24 protein-coding genes are annotated in these 26,697 nt (G+C 71.1%); 6 read left to right on the forward strand and 18 right to left on the reverse strand.

Translation table 11 applies throughout. The features are described 5' to 3' along the window. Positions 1–2: 2 nt before the first annotated feature. The 6 genes from OG303_RS09820 to OG303_RS09845 all read right to left on the reverse strand — a co-directional run bounded on the left by OG303_RS09820 (position 3) and on the right by OG303_RS09845 (position 7,137). Entirely contained in the window at positions 3–1,151 is a 1,149-nt protein-coding gene (locus tag OG303_RS09820; RefSeq protein ID WP_405866893.1) for an acyltransferase family protein, read from the reverse strand. 144 nt (positions 1,152–1,295) lie between these two features. Beyond that, positions 1,296–2,216 carry an SGNH/GDSL hydrolase family protein gene (locus OG303_RS09825; protein WP_405866895.1) on the reverse strand — a complete coding sequence of 307 codons (921 nt, stop codon included), beginning with the start codon at positions 2,214–2,216 and terminating at the stop codon, positions 1,296–1,298. Between the two features lie 186 nt (positions 2,217–2,402). Next, the gene (locus OG303_RS09830) at positions 2,403–3,803 is read right to left on the reverse strand and encodes an acyl-CoA reductase (protein WP_405866897.1); all 1,401 of its coding nucleotides are present in this window, start codon (positions 3,801–3,803) and stop codon (positions 2,403–2,405) included. Further along, positions 3,800–5,143 (reverse strand): hypothetical protein, encoded by a 1,344-nt coding sequence (locus tag OG303_RS09835; protein WP_405866899.1) that lies wholly within the window; start codon positions 5,141–5,143, stop codon positions 3,800–3,802. The genes OG303_RS09830 and OG303_RS09835 overlap by 4 nt, the downstream gene beginning before the upstream one ends. A 10-nt stretch (positions 5,144–5,153) precedes the next feature. Then, a complete protein-coding gene (locus OG303_RS09840; protein ID WP_405866901.1) occupies positions 5,154–5,879 on the reverse strand; it encodes an ABC transporter ATP-binding protein in 726 nt (241 codons plus the stop codon). A 16-nt stretch (positions 5,880–5,895) separates the two neighbouring features. Beyond that, the gene (locus OG303_RS09845) at positions 5,896–7,137 is read right to left on the reverse strand and encodes an ABC transporter substrate-binding protein (protein ID WP_405866903.1); all 1,242 of its coding nucleotides are present in this window, start codon (positions 7,135–7,137) and stop codon (positions 5,896–5,898) included. Between the two features lie 186 nt (positions 7,138–7,323). Between OG303_RS09845 and OG303_RS09850 the strand changes: the two genes are divergently transcribed. Further along, a complete protein-coding gene (locus tag OG303_RS09850; RefSeq protein ID WP_405866905.1) occupies positions 7,324–10,023 on the forward strand; it encodes an ABC transporter permease subunit in 2,700 nt (899 codons plus the stop codon). Positions 10,024–10,333: 310 nt separating this feature from the next. Here the strand turns inward: OG303_RS09850 and OG303_RS09855 are convergent, their stop codons facing one another. The 5 genes from OG303_RS09855 to fabG are packed head-to-tail and all read right to left on the reverse strand — an operon-like array spanning position 10,334 to position 15,832. Next, entirely contained in the window at positions 10,334–11,128 is a 795-nt protein-coding gene (locus tag OG303_RS09855) for an SDR family NAD(P)-dependent oxidoreductase (protein WP_405866907.1), read from the reverse strand. Between the two features lie 16 nt (positions 11,129–11,144). Continuing rightward, positions 11,145–12,353: an acetyl-CoA acetyltransferase gene (locus tag OG303_RS09860; protein ID WP_405866909.1), complete on the reverse strand. Its 1,209-nt coding sequence runs from the start codon at positions 12,351–12,353 to the stop codon at positions 11,145–11,147. After that, positions 12,350–13,789, reverse strand: coding sequence for an OB-fold domain-containing protein (locus OG303_RS09865; protein ID WP_405866911.1), 1,440 nt, complete (start codon positions 13,787–13,789; stop codon positions 12,350–12,352). The genes OG303_RS09860 and OG303_RS09865 overlap by 4 nt, the downstream gene beginning before the upstream one ends. Position 13,790: 1 nt before the next feature. Beyond that, a complete protein-coding gene (locus OG303_RS09870; protein ID WP_405866913.1) occupies positions 13,791–15,041 on the reverse strand; it encodes an acetyl-CoA C-acetyltransferase in 1,251 nt (416 codons plus the stop codon). 44 nt (positions 15,042–15,085) lie between these two features. After that, on the reverse strand, positions 15,086–15,832 hold the full coding sequence (gene fabG, locus OG303_RS09875) for a 3-oxoacyl-ACP reductase FabG (protein ID WP_405866915.1): 747 nt from the start codon (positions 15,830–15,832) through the stop codon (positions 15,086–15,088). Positions 15,833–15,945: 113 nt separating this feature from the next. Here fabG and OG303_RS09880 point away from each other — a divergent pair, with 113 nt between their 5' ends. From OG303_RS09880 to OG303_RS09890, 3 genes are read left to right on the forward strand one after another with little or no spacing between them, the layout of a single operon-like run. Beyond that, the gene (locus OG303_RS09880; protein WP_405866917.1) at positions 15,946–17,223 is read left to right on the forward strand and encodes an acyl-CoA dehydrogenase family protein; all 1,278 of its coding nucleotides are present in this window, start codon (positions 15,946–15,948) and stop codon (positions 17,221–17,223) included. Between the two features lie 46 nt (positions 17,224–17,269). Beyond that, positions 17,270–17,518, forward strand: coding sequence for a hypothetical protein (locus OG303_RS09885; protein WP_405877161.1), 249 nt, complete (start codon positions 17,270–17,272; stop codon positions 17,516–17,518). 15 nt (positions 17,519–17,533) lie between these two features. After that, positions 17,534–18,718, forward strand: coding sequence for a flotillin family protein (locus tag OG303_RS09890; RefSeq protein ID WP_405866919.1), 1,185 nt, complete (start codon positions 17,534–17,536; stop codon positions 18,716–18,718). Here OG303_RS09890 and OG303_RS09895 read toward each other — a convergent pair. Then, a complete protein-coding gene (locus tag OG303_RS09895) occupies positions 18,715–19,284 on the reverse strand; it encodes a DUF2889 domain-containing protein (protein WP_405866920.1) in 570 nt (189 codons plus the stop codon). The two genes, OG303_RS09890 and OG303_RS09895, sit on opposite strands and share 4 nt — an antisense overlap. Further along, positions 19,281–20,099 carry an enoyl-CoA hydratase-related protein gene (locus OG303_RS09900; protein WP_405866922.1) on the reverse strand — a complete coding sequence of 273 codons (819 nt, stop codon included), beginning with the start codon at positions 20,097–20,099 and terminating at the stop codon, positions 19,281–19,283. Before OG303_RS09900 ends, OG303_RS09895 begins: the two co-directional genes overlap by 4 nt. Before the next feature lie 138 nt (positions 20,100–20,237). On the opposite strand from OG303_RS09900, the gene OG303_RS09905 reads away from it, so the two are divergent. Together OG303_RS09905 and OG303_RS09910 are read left to right on the forward strand one after the other, a co-directional pair. After that, the gene (locus OG303_RS09905) at positions 20,238–21,041 is read left to right on the forward strand and encodes a FadR/GntR family transcriptional regulator (RefSeq protein WP_405866924.1); all 804 of its coding nucleotides are present in this window, start codon (positions 20,238–20,240) and stop codon (positions 21,039–21,041) included. 115 nt (positions 21,042–21,156) lie between these two features. After that, positions 21,157–22,338, forward strand: coding sequence for an amidohydrolase family protein (locus OG303_RS09910; protein WP_405866926.1), 1,182 nt, complete (start codon positions 21,157–21,159; stop codon positions 22,336–22,338). A gap of 35 nt (positions 22,339–22,373) precedes the next feature. On the opposite strand, the gene OG303_RS09915 is transcribed toward OG303_RS09910, so the two are convergent. Genes OG303_RS09915 through OG303_RS09935 form a run of 5 tightly spaced genes read right to left on the reverse strand, consistent with a single transcriptional unit; the run spans position 22,374 to position 26,696 of the window. Then, positions 22,374–23,471 carry a serine hydrolase domain-containing protein gene (locus OG303_RS09915; protein ID WP_405866928.1) on the reverse strand — a complete coding sequence of 366 codons (1,098 nt, stop codon included), beginning with the start codon at positions 23,469–23,471 and terminating at the stop codon, positions 22,374–22,376. Beyond that, entirely contained in the window at positions 23,464–24,936 is a 1,473-nt protein-coding gene (locus OG303_RS09920) for a class I adenylate-forming enzyme family protein (RefSeq protein WP_405866930.1), read from the reverse strand. Before OG303_RS09920 ends, OG303_RS09915 begins: the two co-directional genes overlap by 8 nt. Continuing rightward, positions 24,933–25,355: a MaoC/PaaZ C-terminal domain-containing protein gene (locus OG303_RS09925; protein WP_405866932.1), complete on the reverse strand. Its 423-nt coding sequence runs from the start codon at positions 25,353–25,355 to the stop codon at positions 24,933–24,935. Before OG303_RS09925 ends, OG303_RS09920 begins: the two co-directional genes overlap by 4 nt. Then, positions 25,352–25,798: a MaoC family dehydratase N-terminal domain-containing protein gene (locus OG303_RS09930; RefSeq protein WP_405866934.1), complete on the reverse strand. Its 447-nt coding sequence runs from the start codon at positions 25,796–25,798 to the stop codon at positions 25,352–25,354. Before OG303_RS09930 ends, OG303_RS09925 begins: the two co-directional genes overlap by 4 nt. A 40-nt stretch (positions 25,799–25,838) precedes the next feature. Next, a complete protein-coding gene (locus OG303_RS09935; RefSeq protein WP_405866936.1) occupies positions 25,839–26,696 on the reverse strand; it encodes an enoyl-CoA hydratase-related protein in 858 nt (285 codons plus the stop codon). Between the last annotated feature and the right edge of the window lies 1 nt (position 26,697).

The raw sequence follows: 26,697 nt of genomic DNA on the forward strand, positions 1-26,697 counted from the left end.
TGTCAGGCGTCCTGCTGCCGGACGACCCGCCGGCTCCTGGCGGAGCGGCGGCGGAGCACCAGCCGTCTCGCGGGACGCTCCACCGCCTCGTACAGGACCCAGGCCAGGCCGAGGGACACGGCGAACGCGACGGCGGTGACGGCCAGCCCCGCCACAAGACCGAAGTGGGGTTTGGTGTCGATGAGGTTGGTCCCGGCCCGCAGCACCAGCAGGTGGATCATGTAGAAGGCGAACGAGAGTTCCCCGAGCCGTACCAGCCGCCGGTGGCGCCACAGTGAGGGCAGACCGCGCAGGTCCGCGACGGCCGCCGCCGGGATGAGCAGGGCGAAGCCGATGACGGTGCAGGTGGTGGCCGGGTACCCGGAGGTGACCTGGGGGACGAGGAAGTAGCCGATGATCGCCAGGGCGAGCGAGGCCTCCAGGCCGGGTCCGCGCCACCGGTCGAGCAGCACCAGCCGGGCGACCGCGACGCCGAGAACGAACTCGGGCAGGCGTGCGGCGGGGAAGGAGGCGATCTGCTGGTCCAGCCAGTGGTGCGCGTCCACCCAGGCCAGGGCCAGGACCGCGAGCACGGACGCCCCCGCCAGCGCGGCCGATCCCCGCGCGCCGAGACGGCGCAGGAGCAGCGCCAGCAGCGGGAAGACGGCGTAGAAGAAGGCCTCGCAGGCCAGTGACCAGCTGACCGGGTCCAGGGTCTGCCACCACGGGCGCCACCAGGAGTGCACCAGCAGGACGTTGGCCGCGACCTGGTGCAGCGTCGGCTTCGTCTGATGGGCCAGCGTGTACGCCATGAGCAGCGCGATCGCGGCGGTGACCAGATGCACCGGCAGGACGCGGGCGATGCGCCGCCGCCAGAAGGCGGGTGCGCGGTCGCCCGGCCGGGCGGACCAGGTCAGGACGAACCCGGACAGCACGAAGAAGAACGACACACCCGAGGCGCCCGCCCCGAATCCCCAGGTCACGATGCGGCCCGCGGTGCCGCCGAAATAGCCGAAGTTGTTCACGTGGAGCCCGAAGACCAGCAGCGCGGCGACCCACCGCAGTCCCGTGAGGGACGGCAGTGAGGGCGCCGCAGCGGGTGGAGGACTCTTGGCGGCGGTCGCGGCTGCGGTGGCGGACGGCGTCCCGGGCGCCCTGGTCGCCGTCGTCATCGAATCACCGGCCGGGTGCTGTTCGTACTGGGCGTGAAACGGGGCATGAAGGGGAACGTTGCCCGTTCAGCACCTTTCATTCAGTCCCGTACCCAACGTCACACCAATGCCGAAGAACAACGGGCGTTCACGCCGCTCGGCCGCTCAACCGCGGCCGTGCCCCTTGTCCAGGCGTTCGAGTACGGCACGCGCCATCGCTTCCTCACCCTTCGCGTTGGGGTGGGCGGGGGCGGCGGGTGAGGTCGGCTGTAGTGGTTCGATCCAGCGGACCGCGGGCGCCTTGCACATGTCGTGGCCCACCGTGGGCCCGTAGGTGTCGACGTACTCGGCGCGGTTCCACCCGGCCACCAGGCGGAGCATCAGGTTCAGTCGCTTGCCGGTGTCCCGAAGATAGGGGAAGTCCTTGGCCGCGAACGGCACCGAGGGGTAGCAGCCGCTGCCGTCGTCGGGCAGGAGGTCCGGGTAGCCGACGACGAGCACCCGGGCGTGCGGCGCCCTGGCGTGCACGGCGCGCAGCACCCGGTCGATCTTCGGTGCGGTCTTCGCGATGTCGACGGCGAGCTGGTCGATCCCGGAGGAGGCGTAGTACCGCCGGCACGGATCGCCCGTCGGATCCTGCGAACCGAGACGCGCGCAGGTGCCGATGATGGAGCTGAATCCGACGTCGTTGCCGCCGATCTGCACCGTCACCAGATCGGTGTCCCGGTGCACGGCGTTCAGCTGGGGGTCGTTGGTGCCCTGCGCCTTCCACATGTTCTCGGTCGTCGCTCCGCTGCAACTCACGTCCTTGAACGCGGTCACCCTGCGCTCCGCCGCCACGATCGAGGGGTAATTGTGGTCGGAGCGGGCACAGTTGGCGTCCACCTGTGTCGGGATGAGCGGGCCCGAAGTGTAGGAGTCCCCGAGCGACACATAGCGCGTGTCGCGGCCGTGCCCGCCACCGTGCGCCGCCGCGGGCGTCGCGGATACGGCGAGGAGGGCACAGCTGCCGAGCGCCGCCCCCACCGCCGTCCCCCGCCGCCGCGCACGTCTCGCCGCTCCGCCCGAACGCGTGTCGTCCGCCATGCGATTCCTCCCCCTCGGACCCGGTTGTCGCGCGGAGCCGGCACCGAGGGTGTGGGCATGACACGCGACGGAGTCTGTATACCGTCCGGTATGTCTCCGGGGCCAGAGGCAGGAAGCAAGCAAATGTTCGAAGGGAGCGGCGTCCGGCTTCCGCTTCCGCCGGGCCGGGGCGCCGGCCCGGCGGGATCACTCGTCGTTCACCCAGCGCATGAGCCGCTGCAAGGGGTAGAAGCCGTCGTGGGAGAGGCCCGGTGGCATGCCGCCCGCCTTGCCGAGGGACACCACGCGCTGAACTCCGGCGCAGGCGAGGGCGTCACGCAGTTCCGCCTTGCGGGTGTCGGGGTAGACGCCGACCGTCTGGGTCGCGACTCCGGCGTGTGTGACGGCGTCGGTCAGCGCGGCGACCGGGACGACGTTGACGATTTTTCCGTCGGGGTGGAAGTCCACCGGCTCCGGGGAGCGGATGACCAGGCCGCGGCCGTCGTAGCCGCCCCACACCCGGTAGTCGGGCGCCAGGGAGCGCAACACGTCGATCTCCTCGCGGAGTTCCGTGGCGACCCGCGGGCCGTCCGCCGAGCTGAACTCCCTTGCCACACCGAGGCGTTCGCACAGCAGGGCGGCGTAGCGGTCGGCGTCCTGCTCGCAGCCCTCGACGAACTGGAAGCGACTGGCCACGCACGCCTGCTGGTTGAAGAACGTGGCGTCCGCGGCGCCGGTGTCGGCGGCGTGCGCCAGAGCCTCTTCGGACGCGAAGGCCTCACGGCCGATCAGCGAGATGGACGTCTTCGGGTCGAAGGAGACGAGCTCGAATCCCGGGCCGACGTATTTCAGTGCTCCGCGGATGGTGGCCTCGCCGCCCCAGGCCACCAGTTTGTCGAAGAACTGCGGGCGGAACAGCACGCTCTCCACCGCCTCGTCGCCGCCGCGCCAGTACACCGCGGAGAACGAGCGCACCACGGGGTGGCCGGGGGCGACCGCCGCCATGGTGCGCAGGATCGCGGTCGCGGTGAACAGGTCGTTCGAGGGCAGCTTGAGCAGGTTGACGCCCTTGGTGAGGGCGCCGCGCACGACGGACATTGCCGCGACGCCGGGTGCGTTGCCGGCGATGATGTGCACCAGACGTGGCGGGAACGCGCGGGTGGCCGCGATCCGGTTCTCGGGCAGCCGCACCTCGCGCCAGCCGTCGAGCACGTCCGCCCCGCCGAGTTCGTGGTCGATCTGGGCGTACAGGCTGTGGCGCTGGAAGCTGCGCCACAGCACGGCGTAGGCGCGCTCGAGCACCTCGCGGGGAAGCGGACTGACGCGGACCATGCGTTCGAGGGCCTCGGCGAGGAGGCCCTCCCGGTCCGCCTTCAGGGCCTCGCCCGTCTCCACCAGCAGGTCCACGATCTCCGCGGTGGGCACGTGGAAGGCCGGTCCGGGTTCGCTGCGGGGCCACACCAGGCGGTCCAGGTCGAGGGCCGGTGCGGTGAAGGCGGATCCCGGGCGGCCGTGGCCGACGGGGGCACTCTCGTCGACCTCGCCGCGGATCATGTGGACGACGGACACCGCGTCCGCCGCGGTGCTGTCGAGGGTCGTGCCGCTCATCCGTGGATCATCCCCCGCACATAGGAGTCGAGTGTCGCGGCGCAGGTGATCTTGTCGTCGCCGCCGAGGTCGCCGTAGCGCTGGATGTCCGGCAGGACGGCAGGACCCGACCTGCCGCAGCCGCACGGCGAGAAGTCCACGAAGACCCGGTCGCCGCTGATCAGTCCGCCCCAGCGGCCTGCCAGGGAGACGTCCAGGAAGGCGAACCGGCCCTCCACGACGCCGAGTTCGGGGTTGAGCAGCGTCTCGCCCGCCTGGTCGAGGACCAGCGGGATCACCCATGGCGGGATGTGGTAGTTGCCCTTCTCGCAGGCCAGGCAGGAGCCCTGGAGCTCCGTCATGCCGTAGCTGCGCACCCGCCGTACGCCGTCGTAGAAGTCGGCGAACTGCTGCTGGTAGTCGTCGGGCAGCGCGCGGCCCTTGTTGCCGCCGCCGCTGAGCACCAGGGTGTCCGGGTGCAGGCTCCCGTCCGGGACGCCGCGCGCCCGCAGTGCCTGGATCAGGTGGAACTGCTGGTTGTTCATCCCGGCGATCAGCAGCGGCTCGTCGCGGTGCGCGGCGATGTCGTCGACGATCCGGGTCACCGCCGCGTCCAACTCCTCCTCGCGGGACGCGGAGGTGGTCTCGAAGGAGCTGATCTCCTGCGGGGTCGCGGTGCCCTCCGCCATCCGGCGGCGCAGCAGTGCGCTGCTCATCAGCTCGGACACCCGCAGTGGGTCCTCGGTCAGCAGCCGGGTCTCCCCGGGCCGTGCGAAGACCTCCGCGTGCCACCGGTAACCGTCGATGGAGCGCATCGGGCCGCTCGCCGGGGCGAGCAGATAGCCGCGGCGGGCCGGCTTCGGCGGCAGCGGGTCGGGCCAGCAGGTGAGGTGCTCCAGGATGTCGCGCAGGAAACTCAGGTCGCTGGCATCGCAGTTGAGGAAGGAGACCTTTCCGGAGGTGCCGCTCGTGATGTACGGGCGGTGGCCGGCGGCCGTGATGCGGTCGGTCCACTCGTCGATGTCGCGCACACCGTCGACGTCGACGTCTCCCGGCTCGACCACCGAGACGGTCGTGTACCAGCGCAGCAGCCGGTCCCATCGGCCGGCGGTGATGAGGGAGACGGGGTACGACTTGTAGCTGGTGTGGGAGAAGAGGAGCGGGACGAGGTCCTCGAGGGCCGTGACCTCGCGGACCCCGGTCTCCTCCGCCCGGGTGCGCAGCAGCGGGATGCGCTCACGGTGGGCGGCGAAGGCCTCCCTTGCGGCTTCGAGCTGCAACTTCCGTAGTTCTTCTGCGGGTTGGTCGAAAGTGTCGTCGGACAGGACCAGGGATCGGATCTGCTCGCGTGCGCCGGGCACAGCATCCACCTCAATCGGTTACGTACGACTTCTTTTCCTCAGCGGTCTTTTCGGCGAGATACGAGGACTCGATCGCGTCCAGGTTTCCGCGCAGCTCCTTCGGGGTGCCGGCCAAGGTGATGCGGCCCCGGTGCAGGACGTAGACGCGGTCCGCGATGTCCAGCACCTTGCGCACGTGCTGTTCCACCAGCAGGGCGCCCAGGCCGCGGTCGGCCGCCTCGCGCACGGCGCGCAGGAGGCGGTCGACCACCAACGGGGCGAGACCGAGCGACAGTTCGTCCGCCAGGAGCAGCCTGGGGGTTCGGCAGAGCGCGCGTGCCAGCGACAGCATCTGCTGCTCGCCGCCCGACAGCATGCCCGCGCCGGTCCTCAGACGTTTTTCGAGTTCGGGGAAGAGTTCCAGGGCCTGTGCTGTGCTCACCCGGCCGACCCGTAGGTTGTCCGCGGTGTCCAGGCGGGTGAAGACCGCCCGTTCACCGACGTACGCCAGGCCCTGGCGGGCGCGGCGGTGCAGCGGTGCGCGGGCGGTGTCGCCCAGCCAGCGCACCTCGCCACCCATCGGGGCCAGGTCGCCCGAAAGCACCCTCAGTGTCGTGGTCTTGCCCGCGCCGTTCGGTCCGAGGAGGGCGACCACCTCGCCGGGGCGGACCTCCATGTCGAGGTCGCGTACGACGGGTTGGCTGCCGTATCCGGCGGACAGGGAGCGGGCTTCGACCAGGGGCTCGGTGTCGTGCACGGACGTTCTCCTTCGGTCAGCCGGCCGACGTCGCCGTCAGCGCCTTCCGGACGTCGACGAAGGTCGAGCCCTCCTTGGCCCACACGACCTTCCCGTCGCGGATGGTCAGTTCGGTGGCGGTCGTGTTGTGGATGCGGTTCAGGCCCTTGATGGGCAGGGCCGTCGAGGCCTTCCAGTTCAGCGGCGGAGTCAGACCGCCGGTGTCGATGCCCGACGAGGTGTTGAGTTCCTGCACCAGGGCCTTGGCCGAGATCGCGGGCAGCTTCTTGGCCGCCTCGGTGAAGACCTTGAACGCCACCCAGGTCGTCTCGTTGGCGCCGTTGCTGGTGTCGATGTCCTTGTTGCCCTTGGTGGCGTCGAGGAAGTCCTTCCAGGCGGCGTCGGAGGTCGGCGGGAAGTAGCCGGTGATCGCGGCACCCTCCAACGGGCTGCTGCTACCGCCGGTGCTTGCGGCCAGTTGCGGGGTGAGGTTGCCGACGACGCTGCCGAGCTTCGTCTTGGCACCGGACTGGACGTACGACTTCACGAACAGGTCCGAGTGCGTGCCGAGGATGACGCTGACGCAGTCACTGCCCTTGGTCGCGGCGGCGACCTGGGGGGCGAGGTCGGTGGCGGTGACCGGCACCTTCAGGTCCTTGGGCGCCGACCCTCCGGCGGAGACCGCGCCGAGCGTGAGGAACTGCGAGACGATGGCGGCGGCCGCCAGGTCGTACCGTACGCCGGAGATCTTCTTGCAGCCCTCCTGCACCAGCTGCCGGCCGTGTGCGGCGAACACCACCGGGGTGCCGCCGTTGACCGGGAACGACAGCGGGTTGGAGAACTCCGCCGCCGAGACGCCGGTCCCCCCGATGTACGGGATGCCCGCCTTTTGCAGGATGGGCATGTAGCGGTCGCCGGCGAGGCTGTACGACCCCACCACCGCGACGACCTTCTCGGCCACCGCCTGCTGGGCGCACTTCTCGGCCTCGTCGGGGTCGTTCTTCTCGTTGCAGGTGAGCACCTTCAGCGGGCCACCCTTGATCCCGCCGTTGGCGTTGATCCACTTCTCGTAGGCCTGGGCCGTCAGCCGGACCCCGGGCTGTGCACTGCCCTGGGTGTTCTCCGGTGCCCAGACCATCACCTTGACCGGCGTGCCCTTCAGCGACGAGGTCTCGGCCGAGCTGCCGGACGCCTCTCCCCCGCATCCGGCGGCAAGCAGGGCTCCGGTCACCGCGAGACAGGTCGCTGCGGCAGTTCTGCTTCGGCGTGAGTCGTTCATTGGTCCCTCCGCGGGGCTCGCGCCCGGATGGGCGACGTCGAGATGCCGACAGCATGGAGTGCCGGGATTCGTTAGTGAAGTACCTTGGACACAATTATTTAAATAAATACGCTGTCTGGCTTGCCGCGGCGTCGGGCGTTCGCTACTCATGGAGCCCTGAGAGGTAGGCCCTGGGAGGTTTCTCGGATGGACGACATCCTGCGTTTCGCACTGCTCGGCCTGGGGCTCGGTGCGCTCTACGCGCTCACCGCGCACGGCATCGTGCTGGTCTACCGGGGCTCCGGCGTCCTGAACCTCGCGCACGGCGCGATCGGGATGGCCGGCGCCTACGTGCAGTGGGAGCTCGCCACCAATAACGGTGTGCCGTACTGGCCGGCCGTCGCCTGCGGGGTGCTCACCTCCGCGGCGCTGGGCGTGCTGACCCATCTGCTGGTGATCCGGCCACTGCGCCGGGCGTCGACCCTGGCCCGGCTGGTCGGCACCCTGGCGGTGTTCATCGTGCTGACCGCCGTGGCGGTCAAACGCTACGGCGACAGTCTGGAGCTGGTGCCGGGCAAGCTGCCGACCAAGCTGCTGACGATCGCCGGCGCGACGGTCTCCGAGGACCGCGTCTGGCTGCTCGGCATCGCGGTCGCCGTCACCGCGGTCCTCCATCTCCTGTACAGGCGCACCCTGTTCGGGCTGGGCACCACTGCGGTCGCGGAGAACGAGAACGCCGCCGCCTCGCTCGGCTGGTCCCCGGACCTGATCGCCGCCGGCAACTGGGCCCTGGGCTCGGCGCTCGCGGGCCTGACGGGCATCCTGATCGTGCCGGTCATCGGACTGTCGGTGACCGGACTGACCACGCTGCTGCTGAGCGCGCTGGCCGCGGCCCTGGTCGGCAGGTTCTCGTCCTTCCCCGTCACCCTGGCGGGCGGACTGGTCATCGGCATCGTGCAGTCGGAGCTGACCCGCTTCGGCTCCGACGTCACCGGGCTCGCCTCGTCGGTGCCCTTCCTCTTCATCGCCCTGGTGCTGGTCGCGCGCGGCCGGGCGCTGCCGCTGCGCGGCACGTTCCTGGACCGGCTGCCGGCCCTGGGCACCGGACGGGTGCGCCCGGTGCCGCTGGCTCTCGCCGTCGCGGTCGGGCTGCTGCTGGTCAGCCTGTCGACGCCGCTGTGGGCGGACGCGATCACCAGCACCTTGGTGCTGTCGCTGATCATCCTGTCGATCATCGTCGTCACCGGGTACGCGGGACAGGTCTCGCTCGCGGCGTACGCCCTCGCCGGCACCGGCGCCTTCATCGCCGGACACGCGGCGGCGGACTGGGGCTGGCCGTTCGAACTCGCCCTGCTGGCAGGTGTGTTGGGCACGGTGCCGATCGGGCTGCTGTTCGCGCTGCCGGCCGTCCGCACGCGCGGGGTCAACCTCGCGATCATCACCCTCGGGCTGGGCACCACGCTGGAGGCGATGGTCTTCCAGAACACCGATCTGTCGACGACCGCCGGCAGTGACGGCATCGCGGTGGGCAGACAGACGCTGTTCGGCATCAGCATCTCCGGAGTCGACCACCCGCAGCGGTACGCCGCCGTGGTGCTGGTGATGTTCGTCGCCGCCGCGCTCGTGGTCGCCAACGTGCGGCGCAGCCGGACCGGCCGCCGGCTCATCGCCGTACGGGCGAACGAGCGGGCCGCCGCCGCCCTCGGCATCGACGTCCGCGCGGCCAAGCTCTACGCCTTCGGCCTGTCCGCGGCCATCGCCGCGCTCGCCGGCGTCCTCACCGGCTTCCGCTCGACCTCGGTGGTCTTCTCCGACTTCGCGAGCTTCGACTCCATCACCGCGCTCGGGCTCGCCGTCATCGGCGGTGTCGGCTTCCTCGTCGGCCCGCTGTTCGGCGCGACGTTCGCCGCGGGCACGGTGGGTGCGCGGTTCGGGGACTGGGTGTTGCCCGGGCTGAGCGAGTGGATGCCGCTGATCGGCGGGATCATCCTGGTGCTGACGCTGGTCGGCAATCAGGACGGCATCGGCAAGGAGGTCGGCAGGCAGGCGGCGGGAGTCCGACGCCGGCTGGCCCCCAAGCGCGGTACCACCGTGCTGCGGGAGACCGGGGAAGCAGCCGTACCGGACGTCCACCGCGCCACGCCGCTCCCCCTCCAGGTGCGGGACCTGACCGTGCGCTACGGCGGTGTGGTGGCCGTCGACGGGCTCTCGCTGGACGTCGAACCGGGCCGGGTCGTGGGCCTCATCGGTCCCAACGGCGCCGGCAAGACCTCCGCCATCGACGCCGTCACCGGCTTCACCCGGGCCGCGGCCGGCAGCGTGCGCCTCGGCGAGCGGGACGTGACCCGGCTGCCGGTGCACCGACGGGCCGCGGCCGGGCTGAGCCGGTCCTTCCAGTCGCTGGAGCTGTTCGAGGACATGACCGTTCTGGACAACCTGTACGCGGCCTGCGACCGGCCCGGCCGGTGGGCGTACCTCACGGACCTGCTCCGTCCCGGCAGCCGCCCGCTGCCCGCCCAAGTGCTCGTAGCGGTGAGGGAGTTCGGACTCCAGGACAGTCTGGACCGTCCGGTCGGCGACCTGTCGTACGGAGAGCGACGGCTGCTGGCCATCGCCCGCGCGGTGGCGGCCTCGCCGTCCGTGCTGCTCCTGGACGAACCGGCCGCGGGACTGTCGGACGACGAGACGCGCGAACTGGCCCGTCTGGTACGGCGCCTGGCCGAGGACTGGGGCATGGGAGTGCTGCTCGTCGAGCACGACGTCGACATGGTGATGAGCGTCTGCGACCAGGTCGTCGTCCTGGACTTCGGACACCGGATCTGCGCGGGCACACCGGAGGAGGTACGCCGCGATCCGGCGGTACGGGCGGCCTACCTGGGCGACCTGGAGCCGGAGGCACTGACCTGACCACCCTCGCAGCACGACCATGAGCCGGAGGCGCCGCCCCGAGCGCCTCCGGCTCTCGCCGTGCCGAGCCTTTTCAGGCCTCCCGCAGAGCCACGACGTACAGCTGGTAGGACAGCAGGCCGCCGTCCTGAACCTCGGCGCCGCCGGATCTGCGCGAGCACACCGGAGGAGGTGCGCCGCGAACCCGCAGCGCGGGCGGCCTCTTTGGGCGACCTCGAACCCGAGGCCCTGACCTGACCACCCTCGCAGCACGACTACGAGCCGGAGGCGCCATCCCGGGCGCCTCCGGCTCTTGCCGCGCAGACCCCTGTCAGGCGTCCCGCAGATCCGCGACATACGGCGCGTGGGACAGCAGGCCGCCGTCCACGCGGAGGGTGTGGCCGGTGATGAAGGCGGACTCGTCGGAGGCGAGGAAGACGACCGCCGAGGCGACGTCCTCCGGGCGGCCCAGGCGCGGGGTGAGGTGATGGCGCAGCATCGCGTCGCGGATCGCGTCGTGGGCCGAGCCGGAGCTCGCCGGGGTGACGATGAACCCCGGCGCGACGGCGTTGCAGCGCACGCCCTGCTTGCCGTACTGGGTGGCGACGTACTGCGTGAGGTTGATGAGGGCGGCCTTCGAGGCGCCGTACGCGGGGTTGCGCAGGTCGCCGGCGAGGCCGGACCCGGACGAGGTGTTGATGATCGAGCCGCCGCCACGGGCGATCAGGTGCGGGAGGGCGGCCTGGATGGCGACCATGGTTCCGCGCAGGTTGATCCGCATCGTGTCGTCCCAGACCGCCGGGTCGGCCTCCAGGACGGCCAGGTCCTGGCGGGCGGCCAGGTGGGTGGCCGCCGCGTTGTTGTGCAGGATGTCGAGGCCGCCGTACGTCTCGACCGCCGCGGCCACCATGGCCCGTACGCTCTCCACGTCGCCGAGGTCCACCGGAACCGCCGTCGCGGATCCTCCGGCGGCACGGATCTCCTCCGTCACCGCTTCGGCGCCGTCGAGGTTCAGATCGGCGACCACCGTGTGCGCACCCTCGGCCGCCAGGCGGCGGGCCGTGGCCGCGCCGATGCCGGACGCGGCCCCGGTGACGATCGCGATCTTGCCTTCGAGTCGTCCCATGGCCGAACCGCCTTTCCTAGTCGGTGAGTTCGCTGCCGACGACGGAGACGAAGGAGACACATTCGCCGGGTCCGCCGCCGAGGTTGTGGGTCAGGGCGAGCGAACGGCCCTCGGCCAGGGACTTCACCGTCCGCTCGGGCGGTGCCTCGCCGCGCAGCTGCAGCCAGGCCTCGAACATCATGCGCAGGCCCGAGGCACCGATGGGGTGACCGAAGGCCTTCAGTCCGCCATCCGGGTTGACCGGCAGCGCGCCGTCCAGGTCGAACGCCCCGCTGGTCACGTCCTTCCAGGCCTGTCCGCGCCCGGAGAACCCGAGGTCCTCCATCAGCACCAGCTCCGTGGGCGTGAAGCAGTCGTGGACCTCGGCGAGCGCGAGTTCGGCGCGCGGGTCGGTGATGCCGGCCTGCCGGTAGGCCTCCTGGGCGGAGGCGACGACCTCGGGGAAGGTGGTGAAGTCGTACTCCGGGTCGAGGAGCCCGTCCGCCGGGCCGGCGACGAAGGACAGCGCCTTCACGAAGATCGGCTTGTCCGTGTACTTGTAGGCGTCCTCGGCGCGCACGACGATCGCCGCCGCCGAACCGTCCGAGACGCCCGAGCAGTCGAACACGCCGAGCATGCCCGCCACGATCGGAGCCGACCGGATGCGCTCCAGCGGCACTTCCTTGCGGAACTGGGCGCGGGGGTTGCGGGCCCCGTTGACGTGGTTCTTCCACGCGATACGGGTGATGACGTCCTTCAACTCCTCGTCCGCGAGGCCGTACTTGGCGGCGTAGGCGGGGGCGAGGAGGGAGAAGTTGGCCGGGGCGGTGATCTCGCCGCGGCTGTCGTCGCCCGCGCCCGGAACGGCCGTCCCGGACAGCCCGGACATGCCGGAGTCCTTGAGTTTCTCCACGCCGACCGCCATCGCCACGTCGTAGGCGCCACAGGCCACCGCGTAGCAGGCGTTGCGCAGGGCCTCGGAGCCGGTGGCGCACATGTTCTCGACGCGGGTGACCGGCTTGTTGGGCAGGCGGAGCGCCCGGCTCAGGGTGAGGCCGGACACGCCGGAGGCCTGGGTGCCGAACCAGAACGCGTCGATGTCGTCGAGGGTGACGCCGGCCGAGGTCACCGCCTCGCCCACGGCGTCGACCAGCAGATCGTCGGCCGAGCGCGTCCAGTGTTCGCCGAAGGGCGTGCAGCCCATGCCGACGATCGCGACCCGGTCCCGGATTCCGTGCGAACTCATCCGCGTGCCTCCCCAGCCTCGCCCGTGCGCACCGGCCGGGCCTTCCAGAAGTAGTTGTGGATGCCGGACGCCGTGACCGTGCGCCGGAAGGTCATCTCCACCCGGGCGCCGATGACGGCGTCGGCCTCGGTCGCGTCGGTCAGCTGGCAGCGGAACCGGCCGCCGCCGTCGTAGTCGACGACCACGACGAGCATCGGCGGACTCGGCGTGTGGGCCAGCCGGTCCACGGTGAACGTGGCGACCGTGCCGAGCGCGTGCTCCATCGGCTCGTCGGTCATGGCGTCGACGCTGTGGCAGGACACGCACACCCGGTCCGGCGGCAGATGCCGCGTCCCGCACTTCTCGCACCGGGAGGCGACGAAGCCGTACTTCCAGCCGGCGCGGCGGTGCGCGGGCGGGGCGTAGGGCGGTTCGGGGTCCGGGCGGCGGGGCGGCTCGCGGTCGAGCAGGCCGCGCCAGGAGAGATACGTGGCGTACGGCATCGGGGCGCTGCCCGCGGCGATCTGTGCGGCGACCGGGCGGGCGCTGCGATGGTCCGGGAGCGCGTCGGTGGTGCGCAGCAGCAGGACTCCGGCGCCGTCGCCGAGCACCACGAGCGCGATGACCTCACCGGGCCGGGCCCGGTCGAGGACGTCGGCGAGGAGCAGGCCGGGCTGGGCGGTACCGGCGTTGCCGATCGCCCCGGTGAGGTCCGGGGTCACCGTCTCGGGACGCGCACCGGCCGAGCGCCGCACCGACGCGCACGCGCGCGCGTGCAGGCCGGAGACGATCAGGTGGTCGATGGCCCCGCGCTCCAGCCCCGCCTGGTCGAGGGCGGCGGTCAGTGCCTTCTCCGCGAGAGACACGTAGATCTCCTCGGCGAAGCGCTCCTCCCACACGCGGGAGGCCGGTGCGCCCGGCAGCCGCCAGCGGTCCAGGATCTCGTCGCTGACCGTGTCGTGGGCGAGGAGCTCCGCGACGACCGGGGCGCCGTTGCGGTGGCCGCCGAAGACGAAGGCCGCCGCGCCGTCGCCGCCCGCGACCTCCTCCGCGCCGCCGGGCAGGCCGGTACGCAGGTCCGACAGGACCGTGAGGGTCGGGACCGGGGAGCGGGCGGCGCCGACCAGCGCGCCGAGGCCCGAGCGGACCGAGCCCGCCATGTCGACGGCGAGCACGTGCTCGTCCAGGCCGAGTGCGGCGTGGACGGCGGTCGCGTTCGTCTTGTCGAGGTAGGCGGGAGCGGCGGTGGCGAGGAAGAGCTGGCCGATGCGGGGGCGCAGGCCGCCGCGGGCCAGGGCGCTTCGGGCCGCCTCGACGGCCATCGACGTGGTGTCCTCGTCGTAGCCCGCGACCGCGCGCGTGCCGCGCCCCGCCGCCGACCCGAGGGTGGCGGCGACGTCGGCGCGGGCGAGGCGGTGGTACGGCACGTAGGCGCCGTATGCGATCAGTCCGGCCATATCAGCGTCCTCCATTGGCGTTGGTTGCGTCCGTCGGCCGTTCGAAGACCGCGGCCAGGCCCTGGCCGCCGCCGAGGCACATGGTCTCCAGGCCGTAGCGGGCCTGGCGGCGGTCGAGTTCGCGCAGCAGGGTGGCGAGGATGCGGCCCCCGGTGGCACCGACGGGGTGGCCCAGCGAGATACCGGAGCCGTTGACGTTGAACCGCTCGAAGTCGGCCTCGGTCAGGGCCCATTCGCGGGTGCAGGCCAGCACCTGGGCGGCGAAGGCCTCGTTGAGTTCGATCAGGTCGATGTCGGCGAGCTTGAGTCCGGCTCGCTCCAGTGCCCTGGCCGTGGCGGGCACCGGGCCGATGCCCATCGTCTCCGGCGGCACGCCGACTACGGCCCAGGAGACCAGGCGTCCCAGCGGGCGCAGGCCGAGTTCGGCGGCGCGCTCGGGATGGGTCACGACGCAGAGCGAGGCGCCGTCGTTCTGCCCGCTGGCGTTGCCCGCCGTGACGGTCGCCTCCGGGTCCTGGCGGCCGAGCACCGGTCGTAGCGCGGCGAGTTTCTCCAACGACGAGTCGGGGCGCGGGTGTTCGTCGGTGTCGACGATCGTCTCGCCCTTCCGAGTCCGTACGGTCACGGGCACGATCTCGTCGGCGAAGCGGCCCTCGCGCTGGGCGGCGACGGCCTTCTCGTGGGAGCGGAGGGCCAGTCGGTCCTGTTCCTCGCGGGGAATGGCGTACTCGCGCCGCAGGTTCTCGGCGGTCTCCACCATGCCGCCCGGGACCGGGTGGTCGACGCCTCCGGACGTGACCCGGCCGCGGGCTATCCGGTCGTGCAGCGTGGTCCCTGTACCGCGCACGCCCCAGCGCACGTCCGTGGTGTAGAACTCGGCCTGGCTCATCGACTCGACGCCGCCGGCCAGCACGAGGTCGCTCGCGCCGGTCTGCACCTGCATCGCCGCCGTGATGATCGCCTGGAGGCCTGAGCCGCAGCGGCGGTCGATCTGGAGGCCGGGCACCTCGACGGGCAGTCCGGCGTCCAGGGCGGCGACGCGGCCGATGGCGGGTGCCTCGCCGTTGGGGTAGCACTGGCCCAGCAGGACGTCGTCGACGGCGGCGGGCGGGACGCCGGTGCGCTCCAGGACGGCGCGTACGACCGTGGCCGCGAGCTCGGCCGCCGTCACGTCGCGGAAGACGCCGCCGTAGCCGCCGACGGGGGTACGCACGGGTTCGCAGATCACCGCGTCACGCAGGAGGGCGGGCATCGCGTGGGCCTTTCGTGAGGGGGCCGTTTCTGGTTCGAGGGGGCTCACATGTACCGGCCGCCGGTCACCTCGACCACGGCTCCGGTGATGTAGCTCGCCATGTCGGAGGCGAGGAAGAGGACGACCTGGGCGACCTCGGCGGGCTCGCCCGCCCGGCCCAGGGGAATCTCGGCGAGCTTCGCGTCCCAGGCCGCCGGGGGCATCGCCTCGGTCATGGCGGTCCGGATCAGGCCGGGCTGCAGGGCGTTGACGCGGATGCCGGCCTTCGCGAGCTCCTTGGCGGACGCCTTGGTCAGACCGACGAGGCCGGCCTTGGCGGCGCTGTAGTTCGTCTGACCGAAGTTGCCGACCTTGCCGGCGATGGAGGAGATGTTGACGATGCTGCCGCCCTGTCCGTGCGCGCGCATCGCCTCGGCGGCGTACCGGGTGCCGTTCCAGGCTCCGGTGAGGTGGACGTCGACGACGGCCCGGAAGTCGGCCAGAGCCATCTTGCGCAGGGTCGCGTCGCGGGTGATCCCGGCGTTGTTGACCATGACGCCGACCGGGCCGAAGGTGTCGGTGCAGTGGGAGACCAGGGCGGCGACCTCGTGCTCGTCGGTGACGTCGCAGCGCAGCGAGGTGGCGGTGACGCCGTTCTTGGCGAGGCGTTCGGCCGCCTGTGCCGCGGCGTCCTCGTTGATGTCGCCGAGGACGACGCGGGCGCCCTCGCCGCCGAGGACGCCGGCGATCTCGTAGCCGATGCCCTGTGCGCCGCCGGTGATCACCGCGTTCCGGCCGTCCAGCAGTCCCATGTCAGCCCGCCCCTGGCTCGCCGCTATTCCTGTTAAATAGATAACCTATTATGCTGAAACAATCAATACAGCGATCGGCTGTGCGAGCGGGGCCGGACGAGGAGAGCACCCAGGTGGACATCAGCTATCCCGCGGAGACCGAGACGTTCCGCACCGAGGTCAAGGGGTTCCTCGCCGAGGCGCTGCCGCCGGACTGGAGGGGCATCGGCGCGCTCGACGAGGAGGCGGCCTGGGCCTTCGCCCGGGACTGGCGCCGCCGGCTGGCGGGGCGCGGGTATCTCTCCCTCACCTGGCCCGAGCAGTACGGCGGCCGTGGCCTCTCCAAGCTCCACCAGGTCGTGATGATGGAGGAACTGGCCCTGGCGGGCGTGCCGTTCGGGCTGCCGCAGGACACCTTCGGCGTGAAGATGCTGGCGAACACACTGCTGCGCTGGGGCACCGAGGAGCAGAAGAGCCACTTCCTGCCGCGCATCCTCAGCGGCGAGGACACCTGGTGCCAGGGCTACTCGGAGCCGGACGCGGGCTCGGACCTGGCCTCCCTGAAGACACGCGCCGTGCTCGACGGTGAGCAGTGGGTGATCGACGGCCAGAAGGTGTGGACGTCAGGCGCCCACCACAGCGACTGGATCTTCGTCCTGGCCCGCACCGACCGCGACGCCCCCAAGCACCGGGGCATCTCCTTCCTGCTCGTCCCGCTGGACCAACCGGGCGTCGAGGTACGCCCGTTCCGCATGATGAGCGGCCAACTGCACTTCAACGAGGTCTTCTTCACCGGCGCCCGCACCCGGGCCGACCTCGTCGTCGGCGGCGTCGACAACGGCTGGACCGTCGCCCAGAGCCTGTTGGGCGTGGAGCGCGGCGAGGAGGCGGCGACCAACCCCATCCTGTTCCGCGCCGAGGTGGAACGCCTCGTCGAACTGGCCCGGCAGTACGGCAAGGACAAGGACCCGGTCGTCCGGCAGCGGATCGCCTGGTGCTGGTCCAAGGTCGAGATCATGCGCTACCTCGGCTACCGCATCCTCACCGGCTGGCTCAAGGGCGCCGAGCCCGGACCCGAGACGTCGATCGCCAAGCTGTACTGGAGCGAGTACCACACCGAGGTCACCGATCTGGCGATGGACATCATGGGCCTGCACGGCCAGGTGCCGGTCGGCAGGCCTCCCCTGCGCACCTACCGCACCGACGATCCCGGCGCCGCCAACTCCTCGGCGTCCTGGTCGACGACGTACCTGATCGCCCGCTCCGGAACGATCTACGCGGGGACCTCGCAGGTTCAGCGCAACATCCTCGCGGAGAAGGTGCTGGGGCTGCCGCGTGAGCCCAGGGCCACGGCGGGGCAGGACCCTCCCGTGGGCCGAATCGTCGAGCCCTTTGGCCCCCGGCCCTGGTAGGTCTATCGTCTGAATCGTGGGCCAGAGCGATGGAGGGCGGCCGGTGATGCCGCAGGACGAGGCCGTGATCGGCTGTACGGGGAAGGTGCTCGTCGGCACCCGCGGATCCGCGGGGCCCGGCGAGATCCTGGTGCGGGTCAGAGGCGGCTCCGAGACCTTTCTCGCCTGGTCGGAGGATCCACTGCCCACGGGGGCGACGGTGCTCGTGATCGAGTCACGCGGATGTCGCGAGGTCGCCGTCATCGAGTGGGTGGATCCATTGGACGCGCTCGGCGATCTAGCCGACGCCGACTGAGGAGTAGAAAGAGAAATGTTCGGATACCGCGTTCCCGCTCCCGACGAGGCGATGTTGATCTCGGGGGGCAGGCGGGGACTGGGGGGCGCGCCGTTCCGAGTGGTGACAGGGCACGGCAAGTTCGTGCTCCCGATCTTCCGCAAGACCCGTTTCCTCACCCTTTCCATGTGTGAGTCCGAGGTCACCGAGACCTGTGTGACCAAGCAGGGCATCGCACTGCACGTCCGCGCCGTCATCGCGTTCAAGGTCGGCAACGACCACGAGAGCATCATCAACGCGGGCCAGCGCTTCCTCTCCGACCAGGACCAGATGTCGGTCCTGACCGGCCGGATCTTCGCCGGTCACCTGCGGGCGATCATCGGCTCCATGACGGTCGAGGAGATCGTCACCGAGCGGCAGAAGCTCGCCGCGGAGGTCCTGGACACCTCGAAGATCGAGATGGCGAAGATCGGCCTGATCGTGGACTCGCTGCAGATCCAGTCGATCGACGACGGCGACACCGGCTACATCGAGGCCATGTCCGCACCGCACAAGGCGGCCATCCAGCGGCAGGCCCAGATCGCCCAGGCGCAGGCCACCCAGGCCTCGGTCGAGGCGGAGCAGGTCGCGGCGCGCAACCAGGCCGAGTACGCCCGGCAGACCGCCATCGTCAAGGCGGAGTACTCGGCCGAGGTGGACCGCGCCCAGGCGAAGGCCGCACAGGCCGGACCGCTGGCGCAGGCCCACGCCCAGCAGGAGGTGCTCAACGCCCAGACCGAACTGGCCCAGCGCCAGGCCAAGTTGCGTCAGCAGCAGCTGGTGGCCGAGATCGTGAAGCCCGCCGAGGCCGAGGCCGAGCGGATCAGGGTGCTCGCCGCCGCCGACGCGCAGCGTATGAAGATCCAGGCCGAGGCGGCCGCCTCCTACGACCGGGTCGCGCTCGACCGGATGCTGATCGACCAGCTCCCGCAGATCGTGAAGGAGGCGGCCGGCGGCCTCGCCGGCGCCAACGTCAACGTCCTCAACGGCGCGGACGGCCTCGGCGAGATCGCCGCCGGCCTGGTGTCCCAGGGCCTGACGATCCTCGACTCGGTCCGGCAGAACCTCAACGGCGACGCCACCGAGGACCGCCGCCCCGAGGGGGGCAACGGCGCCGGCCTCCTCCAGCTGCACTCGGGCAAGGACAAGAAGACCGACGACGGACCCGTGGACGTCGACTAGTCGGAGCTCTCGAAGGTGCTGAGCTCGGGGACCGGCCGCCGGCCGGGACCCGGGCGCCAGCCCGCTGCGAGTTTGCGCAGGCCCACGCCTTCCGGTGCCCAGACGTGACAGCTGTTGAGCACCCAGGCGGTGGAGCGCGGGTCGTGGGGAGTCCGGTTGGCCGTGCGGCGGTTGCGGGCCGAGATGGCCGACTGGACCACGGCCGGGCCGAGCGCGCGGGTCAGTTCGTACAGGTGCGTGCACCCGGACACCCCGCGGAACCGCTCCTGGATGGCCCGGTTGTAGCCGGCGGCCACGCTCAGCCCGACCAGGCCCTCGAAGGCCGGGGCGATCAGCGGGCACTCGGCGTGCGGGAAGTCCCGCATACCGGCCTCGGCGCCCACGATCACCATGTCGTCGAGCCGTACCCGCACGGCCATCACCATCCGGTGCACGATCCCACCCGGGGGCTCCTCCCAGGGGCGCTCGTCCCGCAGTTCCGCCTCGACCGAGATCTCGGCGCCGTCGTCCTCGTAGGCGGTGACGGTGATCGTGCGACGGTGCAGGGGAATCTCGGAGCGCGTCACGACGCGACCTCCGGGACCTCTTGCCCCAGCGCCGCGAACTCCGGTCGGCGGCGCTCGACGAAGCTGCGGACGCCCTCGCGGTAGTCCGGGGCACGCTTCGCCGTGGCCAGCAGCGCGGCCGCGCTGTCGCTGCTCTCGGTGAAGGTCCTCGCCTGGTCGTCGGCGAGCTGCCGTTTGATGAGGGACATCGCGTACGGGCTTGCCGAGCGGGCCAGTTCGGTGGCGTACCCGAGTGCTGTCGACAGGAGTTCCTCCGGCTCGACCAGGCGGTTGACCAGGCCCATCGCCAGGGCCTCGGTCCCGGTGATCCGGCGCGAGGACAGCAGCAGATCGGCGGCGTTGCCGTAGCCGACCAGCCGCGGCAGGATCCAGGACACGCCGTCCTCCGCCACCAGCCCGCGGGCGCTGAAGGCGGCGGCGAACTTGGCGTGCGGCACGGCGAACCGGACGTCGCACATCAGCGCCTGGTTGAGGCCGATGCCCGCGCACGCGCCGTTGACGGCCGCCACGACGGGCTTCGGGAAGGACATGGGGCGGGTACGCGGGGGCAGTTGGCCGGTGGGCCACGGGCGGGCGCCGGACGAGGCACCGTCCAGCACGCTCATGTCCATCCCCGGGCAGAAGCTGCGTCCGGCACCGGTCAGCACCACGGCCCGTACCCGCGCATCCGCCTGAGCCCGGTCGAACAGCTCGTTGTAGAGCAGCTCCATCTCCAGCGTCCAGGCATTGTGCCGCTCGGGCCGGTTCAGGGTGAGGACCATGACCCCGTCGTCGGTGAGTTCGGTGAGGATCACCGGGGTCGGCTTCTCGGTCATCGAGGTCACTCCCAGCACCTAATAGATAGATGAATCATCTATATCTGAGAAAGCCCGGCAAGGGAAGATCCACCCAACCCTTGACCTGGTACCCTCGATGCACTAAGACGATTCATTTTGCTATATGAGGAGCCCACCGTGGCCGAGGCAGCCCGCGCAAGCGAAGCGGCGACCGTACCCGCCCCCTCCCGCAGCCGCGTCGGCCGCCAGGTGCGGGTGCCGAAGACCGCCGAACTGGTCGCCGCGCACCTGCGCCGCCAGATCGTGCGGGGCGAGCTGAACCCCGGCGACGCGCTGCCGCCGGAGTCGGGCCTGATGGAGCAGTTCGGCATCTCACGGCCGACCCTGCGCGAGGCCTTCCGGGTGCTGGAGTCGGAGTCCCTGATCACCGTGCGCCGCGGCGCCCACGGCGGCGCCCGGGTGAGCGCGCCCGACGCGGACGTGGCCGCCCGTTACGCCGGCCTGATCCTCGAGTACCGCGGCGCCACCCTGGGCGACATCTACCGCGCCGCGGCCCTCATCGAGCCGCCCTGCGCCCGCCAGCTCGCCACCAAGCACACGCCGGACGACATCAAGCGGCTGCGCGACGCGGTGGCGGCCGAGAAAGCCGCCCTGGAGGACCCGCTGGCCCTGGTCGACGCCCAGGACACCTTCCACGCCCTGCTGGTCGAACTCACCGGCAACCAGACCCTGATCCTGCTGTGCAGCATGCTGCGCAACATCATCGACCGGGCCAACGCCTCGTACACCGTGGCCGCCACCGATGCCGAGGCCCAGAAGACGCAGGCCCTCAAGGGACACCGGGCGCATGTGCGGATGGTCGGGCTGATCGAGTCCGGCAAGGCCGACGAGGCCGAGAAGCTCTGGCAGCGGCACATCTCCAGCGCCGACGACGTCGTGAACGCGGCCGGACCCAAGACGGTGCTCGAGCTCATCGACTGAGCCGCCCCCTCCATCGCCGAACAGCACTCGCCTCCGCTCACCTCTTGCGCTCGATAAACAGTTAGATAATTATAGGAGGCGTACTGAATAGCTCAGGGGTCCGGAGGCGACGGCCATGGCCGAACAGCGCAAGCGCATCTTCGACTGCGACCAGCACATGTACGAGGAGCGGGACTCCTTCACCCGCTACCTCCCCAAGGAGTTCCTCGGCGCGGCTGTCGCACCGGTGACACTGCCGGACGGGCGGGAGGTGATCCTCGCCGGGGACCGCATCGTCGTATGCCTGGAACCGGAGTTCGGGCAGGTCTACCGTCCCGGCTCGTTGAAGGAAATGCTCAAGGCGATGGCCTCGGGCAATCCCGCGGAGACGTACCAGTTCGAGCCGATGCACGAGTCGTACCAGAACCGCGAGGCCCGGCTGCGCGTCATGGACGAGCAGGGACTCGACCAGACGATCATCTATCCCGGCGGCTGGGCACTGGTCGCCGAGGAGTACGTGAAGGGCGTCGAGCCGCTCTACGCCAACTACCACTCGTTCAACCGCTACATGAACGAGGTGTGGGGCTTCAACCACCAGGGCCGCATCTACGCGCCCGCCCTGCTCTCGCTGCGTGATCTGCCCAGTGCGGTCAAGGAGTTGGAGTACGTCCTCAACCAGGGCGCCCGCTTCATCCTGCTGCCCACCGGTCCGGTGTACGGCCGCTCGCCGGGCGACCCGTACTTCGACCCGTTCTGGAAGCTGGTCAACGAGGCCAAGGCGAGCGTCTGCTACCACATCAGCGAGTTCTACTACAACTCGCAGGTGGCGCCCTCGTGGGGCTACGACCCCCACCCCATCCACTTCCGGATGTCGGCCTGGCAGTGGCAGAACACCTACGGCCAGCGCCCGATCGAGGAGACGCTGTCCGCGCTGATCTTCGACAACCTCTTCGGCCGCTTCCCCGACATCAACGTCCTGGTGTCCGAGTTCGGCGCCGAGTGGGTGCCGCACTTCGTACGGCACATGGACAAGAGCCGGGGCATGGGCCGCAACGGCCCCTGGATCGGCGGGCAGTTGGACGAGCGCCCCAGCCAGATCTTCCGCAAGCACATCCGCGTGGTGCCCTACCCCGAGGACGACACCGTGAGCGTCGTCAAGCGCCTCGGCTACCACGAGTCCATCGTGATGGGCTCCGACTTCCCGCACGCCGAGGGCCTGGCGAACCCGGCCGACTTCCGCAAGCTCATCTCGGAGCTCGGCGAGTCCGCCCAGGACGACATCATGTACAACAACGCTCAGCAGCTGATCAGCCGCTGAGCGTCGTAGCCCCCCCGCCTGGCGGCGGGCCTGGTCTAACCGACCAGGCCCGCCGCCAGGTTCGCGATGTCGGTGAGCAGGGCGGTGCCGTGCGGGGAGTGGTCGTACCCGGCGAGCGGGTAGCCGTTGCTCAGGCAGGCGAAGGACAGCCCGGACTCCGGGTCCATGAAGCCGAGTTGGTAGGCGGCGCCGGCGCTGCCGAAGAGCGCGGGCGAGCCGGTGGACGGCAGGTTGCTGCCCGCGTCCGGGCCGGCCACGGTGACGAACAGCCCCATGCTGGTACGGCGTCCCCCGCCGCCCCCGTAGATCTGCTCCCCGTAGGGATGATCGGTCAGCCTGATCCGGGTGCCCTCGGCCACCGCCTCCGGCTTCCACAGGCCGGAGTGGACCAGCGCCTGGAAGTAGAGCGCGACGTCGGCGGCGGTGGCGACCAGGGCGTGGCTGGGCTCTCCGGCCGCCAGGACCTCGGGAGTGGACAGGTACCAGGGCCCCCAGGGGTCGGGTTCCTGGTCGTCGTCGGTGCGGTCGGTGGCGAGCATCGGGGCGACGCTGCCGGGCTGCCGGTCCACCGGCACCCCCAGCTCGATCGACGCCAGACCCAGTGGCTCCACGACCCGCTCGCGCAGGTAGTCGGCGAAGGCGAGCCCCGTGCGCCGCTCGACGATCTCGGCGACGAGCCAGGCCGCCGAGGTGAGGTGGAACTGGAAGCGGCTGCCCGGCGGGTAGTCCAGCCGCCAGCGGCCGAAGGCGGCGAGCCGCTGCTCGCGGTCGAGCATCTTGGGGTATCCGAGGGGCGCGAAGGGGAAGCCGGCGGTATGTGTGAGCACCTGCTCGACCGCCACCGCCTCCTTCCCGTTCGGCGCGAACTCCGGGATGATCGCGGCGACTTGCTCGCCCACGTCCAACAGCCCGTCGCCGATCAGCTTCCACACCACGCCCGCGACGATCGACCGTCCCACGGACTGCAGGACGTACCGGGTGCCGGGGTGGGCGTCGCCGTAGGTCTCGAAGGCCACCAGCCGTCCGTCGTGCGCGACGGCGACCTGTGCGGACGGCAGGGGGCCGTTGTGGACCTCCCGGCGGATCCGGCTCAGGAGAGCGTCGAGGCGGAGCGGGTCCACATGGTCAGGCACTTGCTTCTCCTTCGTACGGCTCCCGCAGGCCACGGCGGACGACCTTGCCGTTGGCGTTGCGCGGCAGGTCGTCCACGAACCACCAGCGGACGGGGATCTTGAAACCGGACAGCCGGGCGCGGGCGTACCGCCTGAGCGCCTCCGGCCGGGGTGGGGCATCGGGGTCGGAGGGCACGACGAAGGCGACGACGGTCTGGCCGAGCCGCTCGTCGGGCACCCCGGTGACCGCCACGTCCGCCACGCCGGGATGTGCCGCGAGGAGCGTCTCGACCTCCAGGGGGTGGACGTTCTCGCCACCGCGGATGATCATGTCGGTGCCCCGGCCGTAGAGATAGAGATAGCCGTCGGCGGCCAGTCGGCCCAAGTCTCCGCTGTGCAGCCAGCCTTCGGCGTCGATGCGGAAGAAGTGGTCTGCGCGGGCATGGATCTCGCCGATGCCGTCCGGGCCGGCGTCGTGCACCCGGAGTTCGACCCCGGGGGCGGGCCGCCCCACCGACCGCAGGAGCTCGGTGCGTCCGGCGACCGCCTCGCGGTGGTCCTCGGCGGTGAGCACGCTGATGGGCGAACCCTCCGTCTGCCCGAACATGTTGAGCATGCGGACGCCGGGCATCGCCTCGTACGTCCGCCGCAGGGTGCCGGGGCGGACGGGTGCGCCGCCGTACTGGAGGGTCCGCAGGGTCTCGTGGCGTGCCTCGCCTGCAACCAGCAGGGTTTCCAGCATGGCCGGGACCATGCTGGTGTGCGTGGTGCCGAGGTCCCGCAGCAGGGTCCAGCCCTCCACGGTGAAGCGGGGCAGGCCGGTGACCAGCGCGCCGGCGGCGAGGGCGACGGCGATGTTGCCGAGGCCCGCGATGTGGTGGAAGGGCGCGCTGCCGCCGTAGAAGCTGTCGGAATCGAGGCCGCAGAGCCGTCCGTTGACGCGAGCACGGGCGGCCAGGCGTCCTTGGGTCATGGGGACGGGTTTGGGCAGGCCGGTCGTGCCGGAGGTGTGCAGGACGGCGGCCAGGTCGTCCGGCTCGGCGCTCAACTTCCGTGAGACCGAGGGTAGTTCGGGCACGATGTTCAGCTGTCGGCCCGCGAGTGCGGCGACCTGCCTGCCGAGTTCGGCGAACTCGGGCTGTGCCAGCAGGACTTCGGAGCTCGTCGCCCGCACCACGGTGGCGATCTCGTGCGCGGTCATCCGGACACCGAGCGGTGCGAGCGGATGGCCGGACCCGGCACCGCCGATCACCAGCGCCAGGGCATCGGCCGAGGTGGCGACCAACGCCGGTACCGGAGCGCCGGGTTCGAGGCCGAGTGTGTCCAGCCAGTCGGCCGCGCCGCCCGCCCGGTCGAGGAGTTCGCGTCCGGTCCAGATCAGGTCCGCGAACCGGACGGCGGGTCGGGCGTGGTCGTAGGCGCGGCTCACCATGGCGGTCCAGGTGGCCGCCGGTCCGGGCTCCGCCGCGCCGCCCACCGGGCTCACTGCTCCAGGCGGGCCGTCGCGGTGCCGGCGACCACCTCGACGCCGTTCTGGTTGACGGTGACGAGGGAGAAGTGGGCGACCGGTCCGGCCGGCGCGTCCTCGACGGACTCGACGATCGCCGTGGCGGTGAGGGTGTCGCCGGGCCAGACCTGGGCCTTGAAGCGCACGCCGTAGGTGAGCAGGGCCTCGATGCCGACCCAGTCGGTGAGCACCCGCCCGGCCATGCCCATCGTCAACATGCCGTGGGCGAACACCCCGGGATAACCGGCGACTTCGGTGGCGTACACCTCGTCGGTGTGCACCGGGTTGTAGTCGCCGCCGGCGCCCGCGTACTGGACGATCCGGGTGCGCTTGAGGTCGTCGACGAGCACGCGCTCGCGGCTCTCTCCGACCTTGACGTCGTCGACGTGCAGAGTCATCGGGTCTCGTCCTTCCTGGTGACCGGTCCCTCGGGCACGACGGCCACCTGCCGGGCGGTGACGACCGGTTCGCCGGCCGCGTCCCGGTACTCGGTGACCCGCTCGCTGAACAGCAGGCGTCCACTGCGGCCCTGCTTCTCCCAGCTCTCGCCCGGCACGACGTGGGCGTACAGCGTCTCGCCCGTACGCACCGGACGGTGGTACTCGTAGTGCTGCTCGGCGTGCAGGCCTCCGCCCCACTCCGGCATCACCCCCGGTTCGCGGCCCGAGCCGAACCACTCGCTGCCGGGGCCGGGGCGCATGCGGTAGTCCGGGTCGTACTGGGCGCTCGCGATGGTGAAGGTCGGCGGGGCGAACTCCTCGTACGAGGGGTTCTCGTCGCCGATGGCGCGGGCGAACATCAAGACGTGCCCGGCCTCGACGGGGAACGGCTGCCCTGTCATCGTCCAGTCTCCTCAGTCGGTGCGGTGGTGGGGAACGCCTTCAGTACGGCAGGAACGCGTCGCGGGTGGCCTCGTCCGGGTCGAACTCCGGCGGCAGGCCCTCGAACTTGGGCTCCCGCTTCTCCACGAAGCTCGCCACGCCCTCGCGGAAGTCCGGCGAGCCCGCGAAGAACTCCATGGCGGAGTAGGAGCGGGCGAGGGCGTCGGCGAACGGGCGGTCCAGGTCGCCGTACACCTGGTGGCGTACGACGGCCATGGCGCGCGGGGAGCAGTTGCGGGCGATGTCCCGGGCGTAGGCGCGGGCGGCGTCGAGCAGGTCCTCCGGTTCGACGACGCGGCTGACGAGGCCGAGCTCCTTCGCCTCGTCGGCGTCGAAGACCCGGGCGGACAGCAGCAGGTCGAGGGCGTTCTCCAGACCGATGACGCGCGGGAGCACGTAGGGGAGGTTGTACTCGCCGGCCAGGCCGCGCCGGGTGAAGGCGGTGGTGAAGCGGGCCCCGCGGGCGGCGAAGCGGACGTCGCAGATGAGCGCCTGGACCAGGCCGATGCCCGCGCAGGCGCCGTTGACGGCGGCGATCAGTGGCTTCGGCATGGTGCGCCTGCTGTACATCGGGACGCGCGCCCGGAGGTTGAGGGACTGGCCCGGCTGCGCGTTCTGCTCCAGGCGCTGGACGTCCATGCCGGGACAGAAGGCCCTGCCCGCACCCGTGATGATCACGACGCGGACGGCGGGGTCGGCCGCGGCCTCGTCCAGGAGCGCGAAGAAGCGGCGCTCCATGGGAATGCTCCACGCGTTCTTGCGCTCGGGCCGGTTGAGGGTGACGGTGGCGACGCCGTCCTCGTCGACCTCGTACAGCACCAGGTCGTCCTGGGTGTCCCGGGCGGACTCCTCGGTCATC

It is taken from the genome of Streptomyces sp. NBC_00005 (assembly GCF_045160215.1).
Classification (GTDB): domain Bacteria; phylum Actinomycetota; class Actinomycetes; order Streptomycetales; family Streptomycetaceae; genus Streptomyces.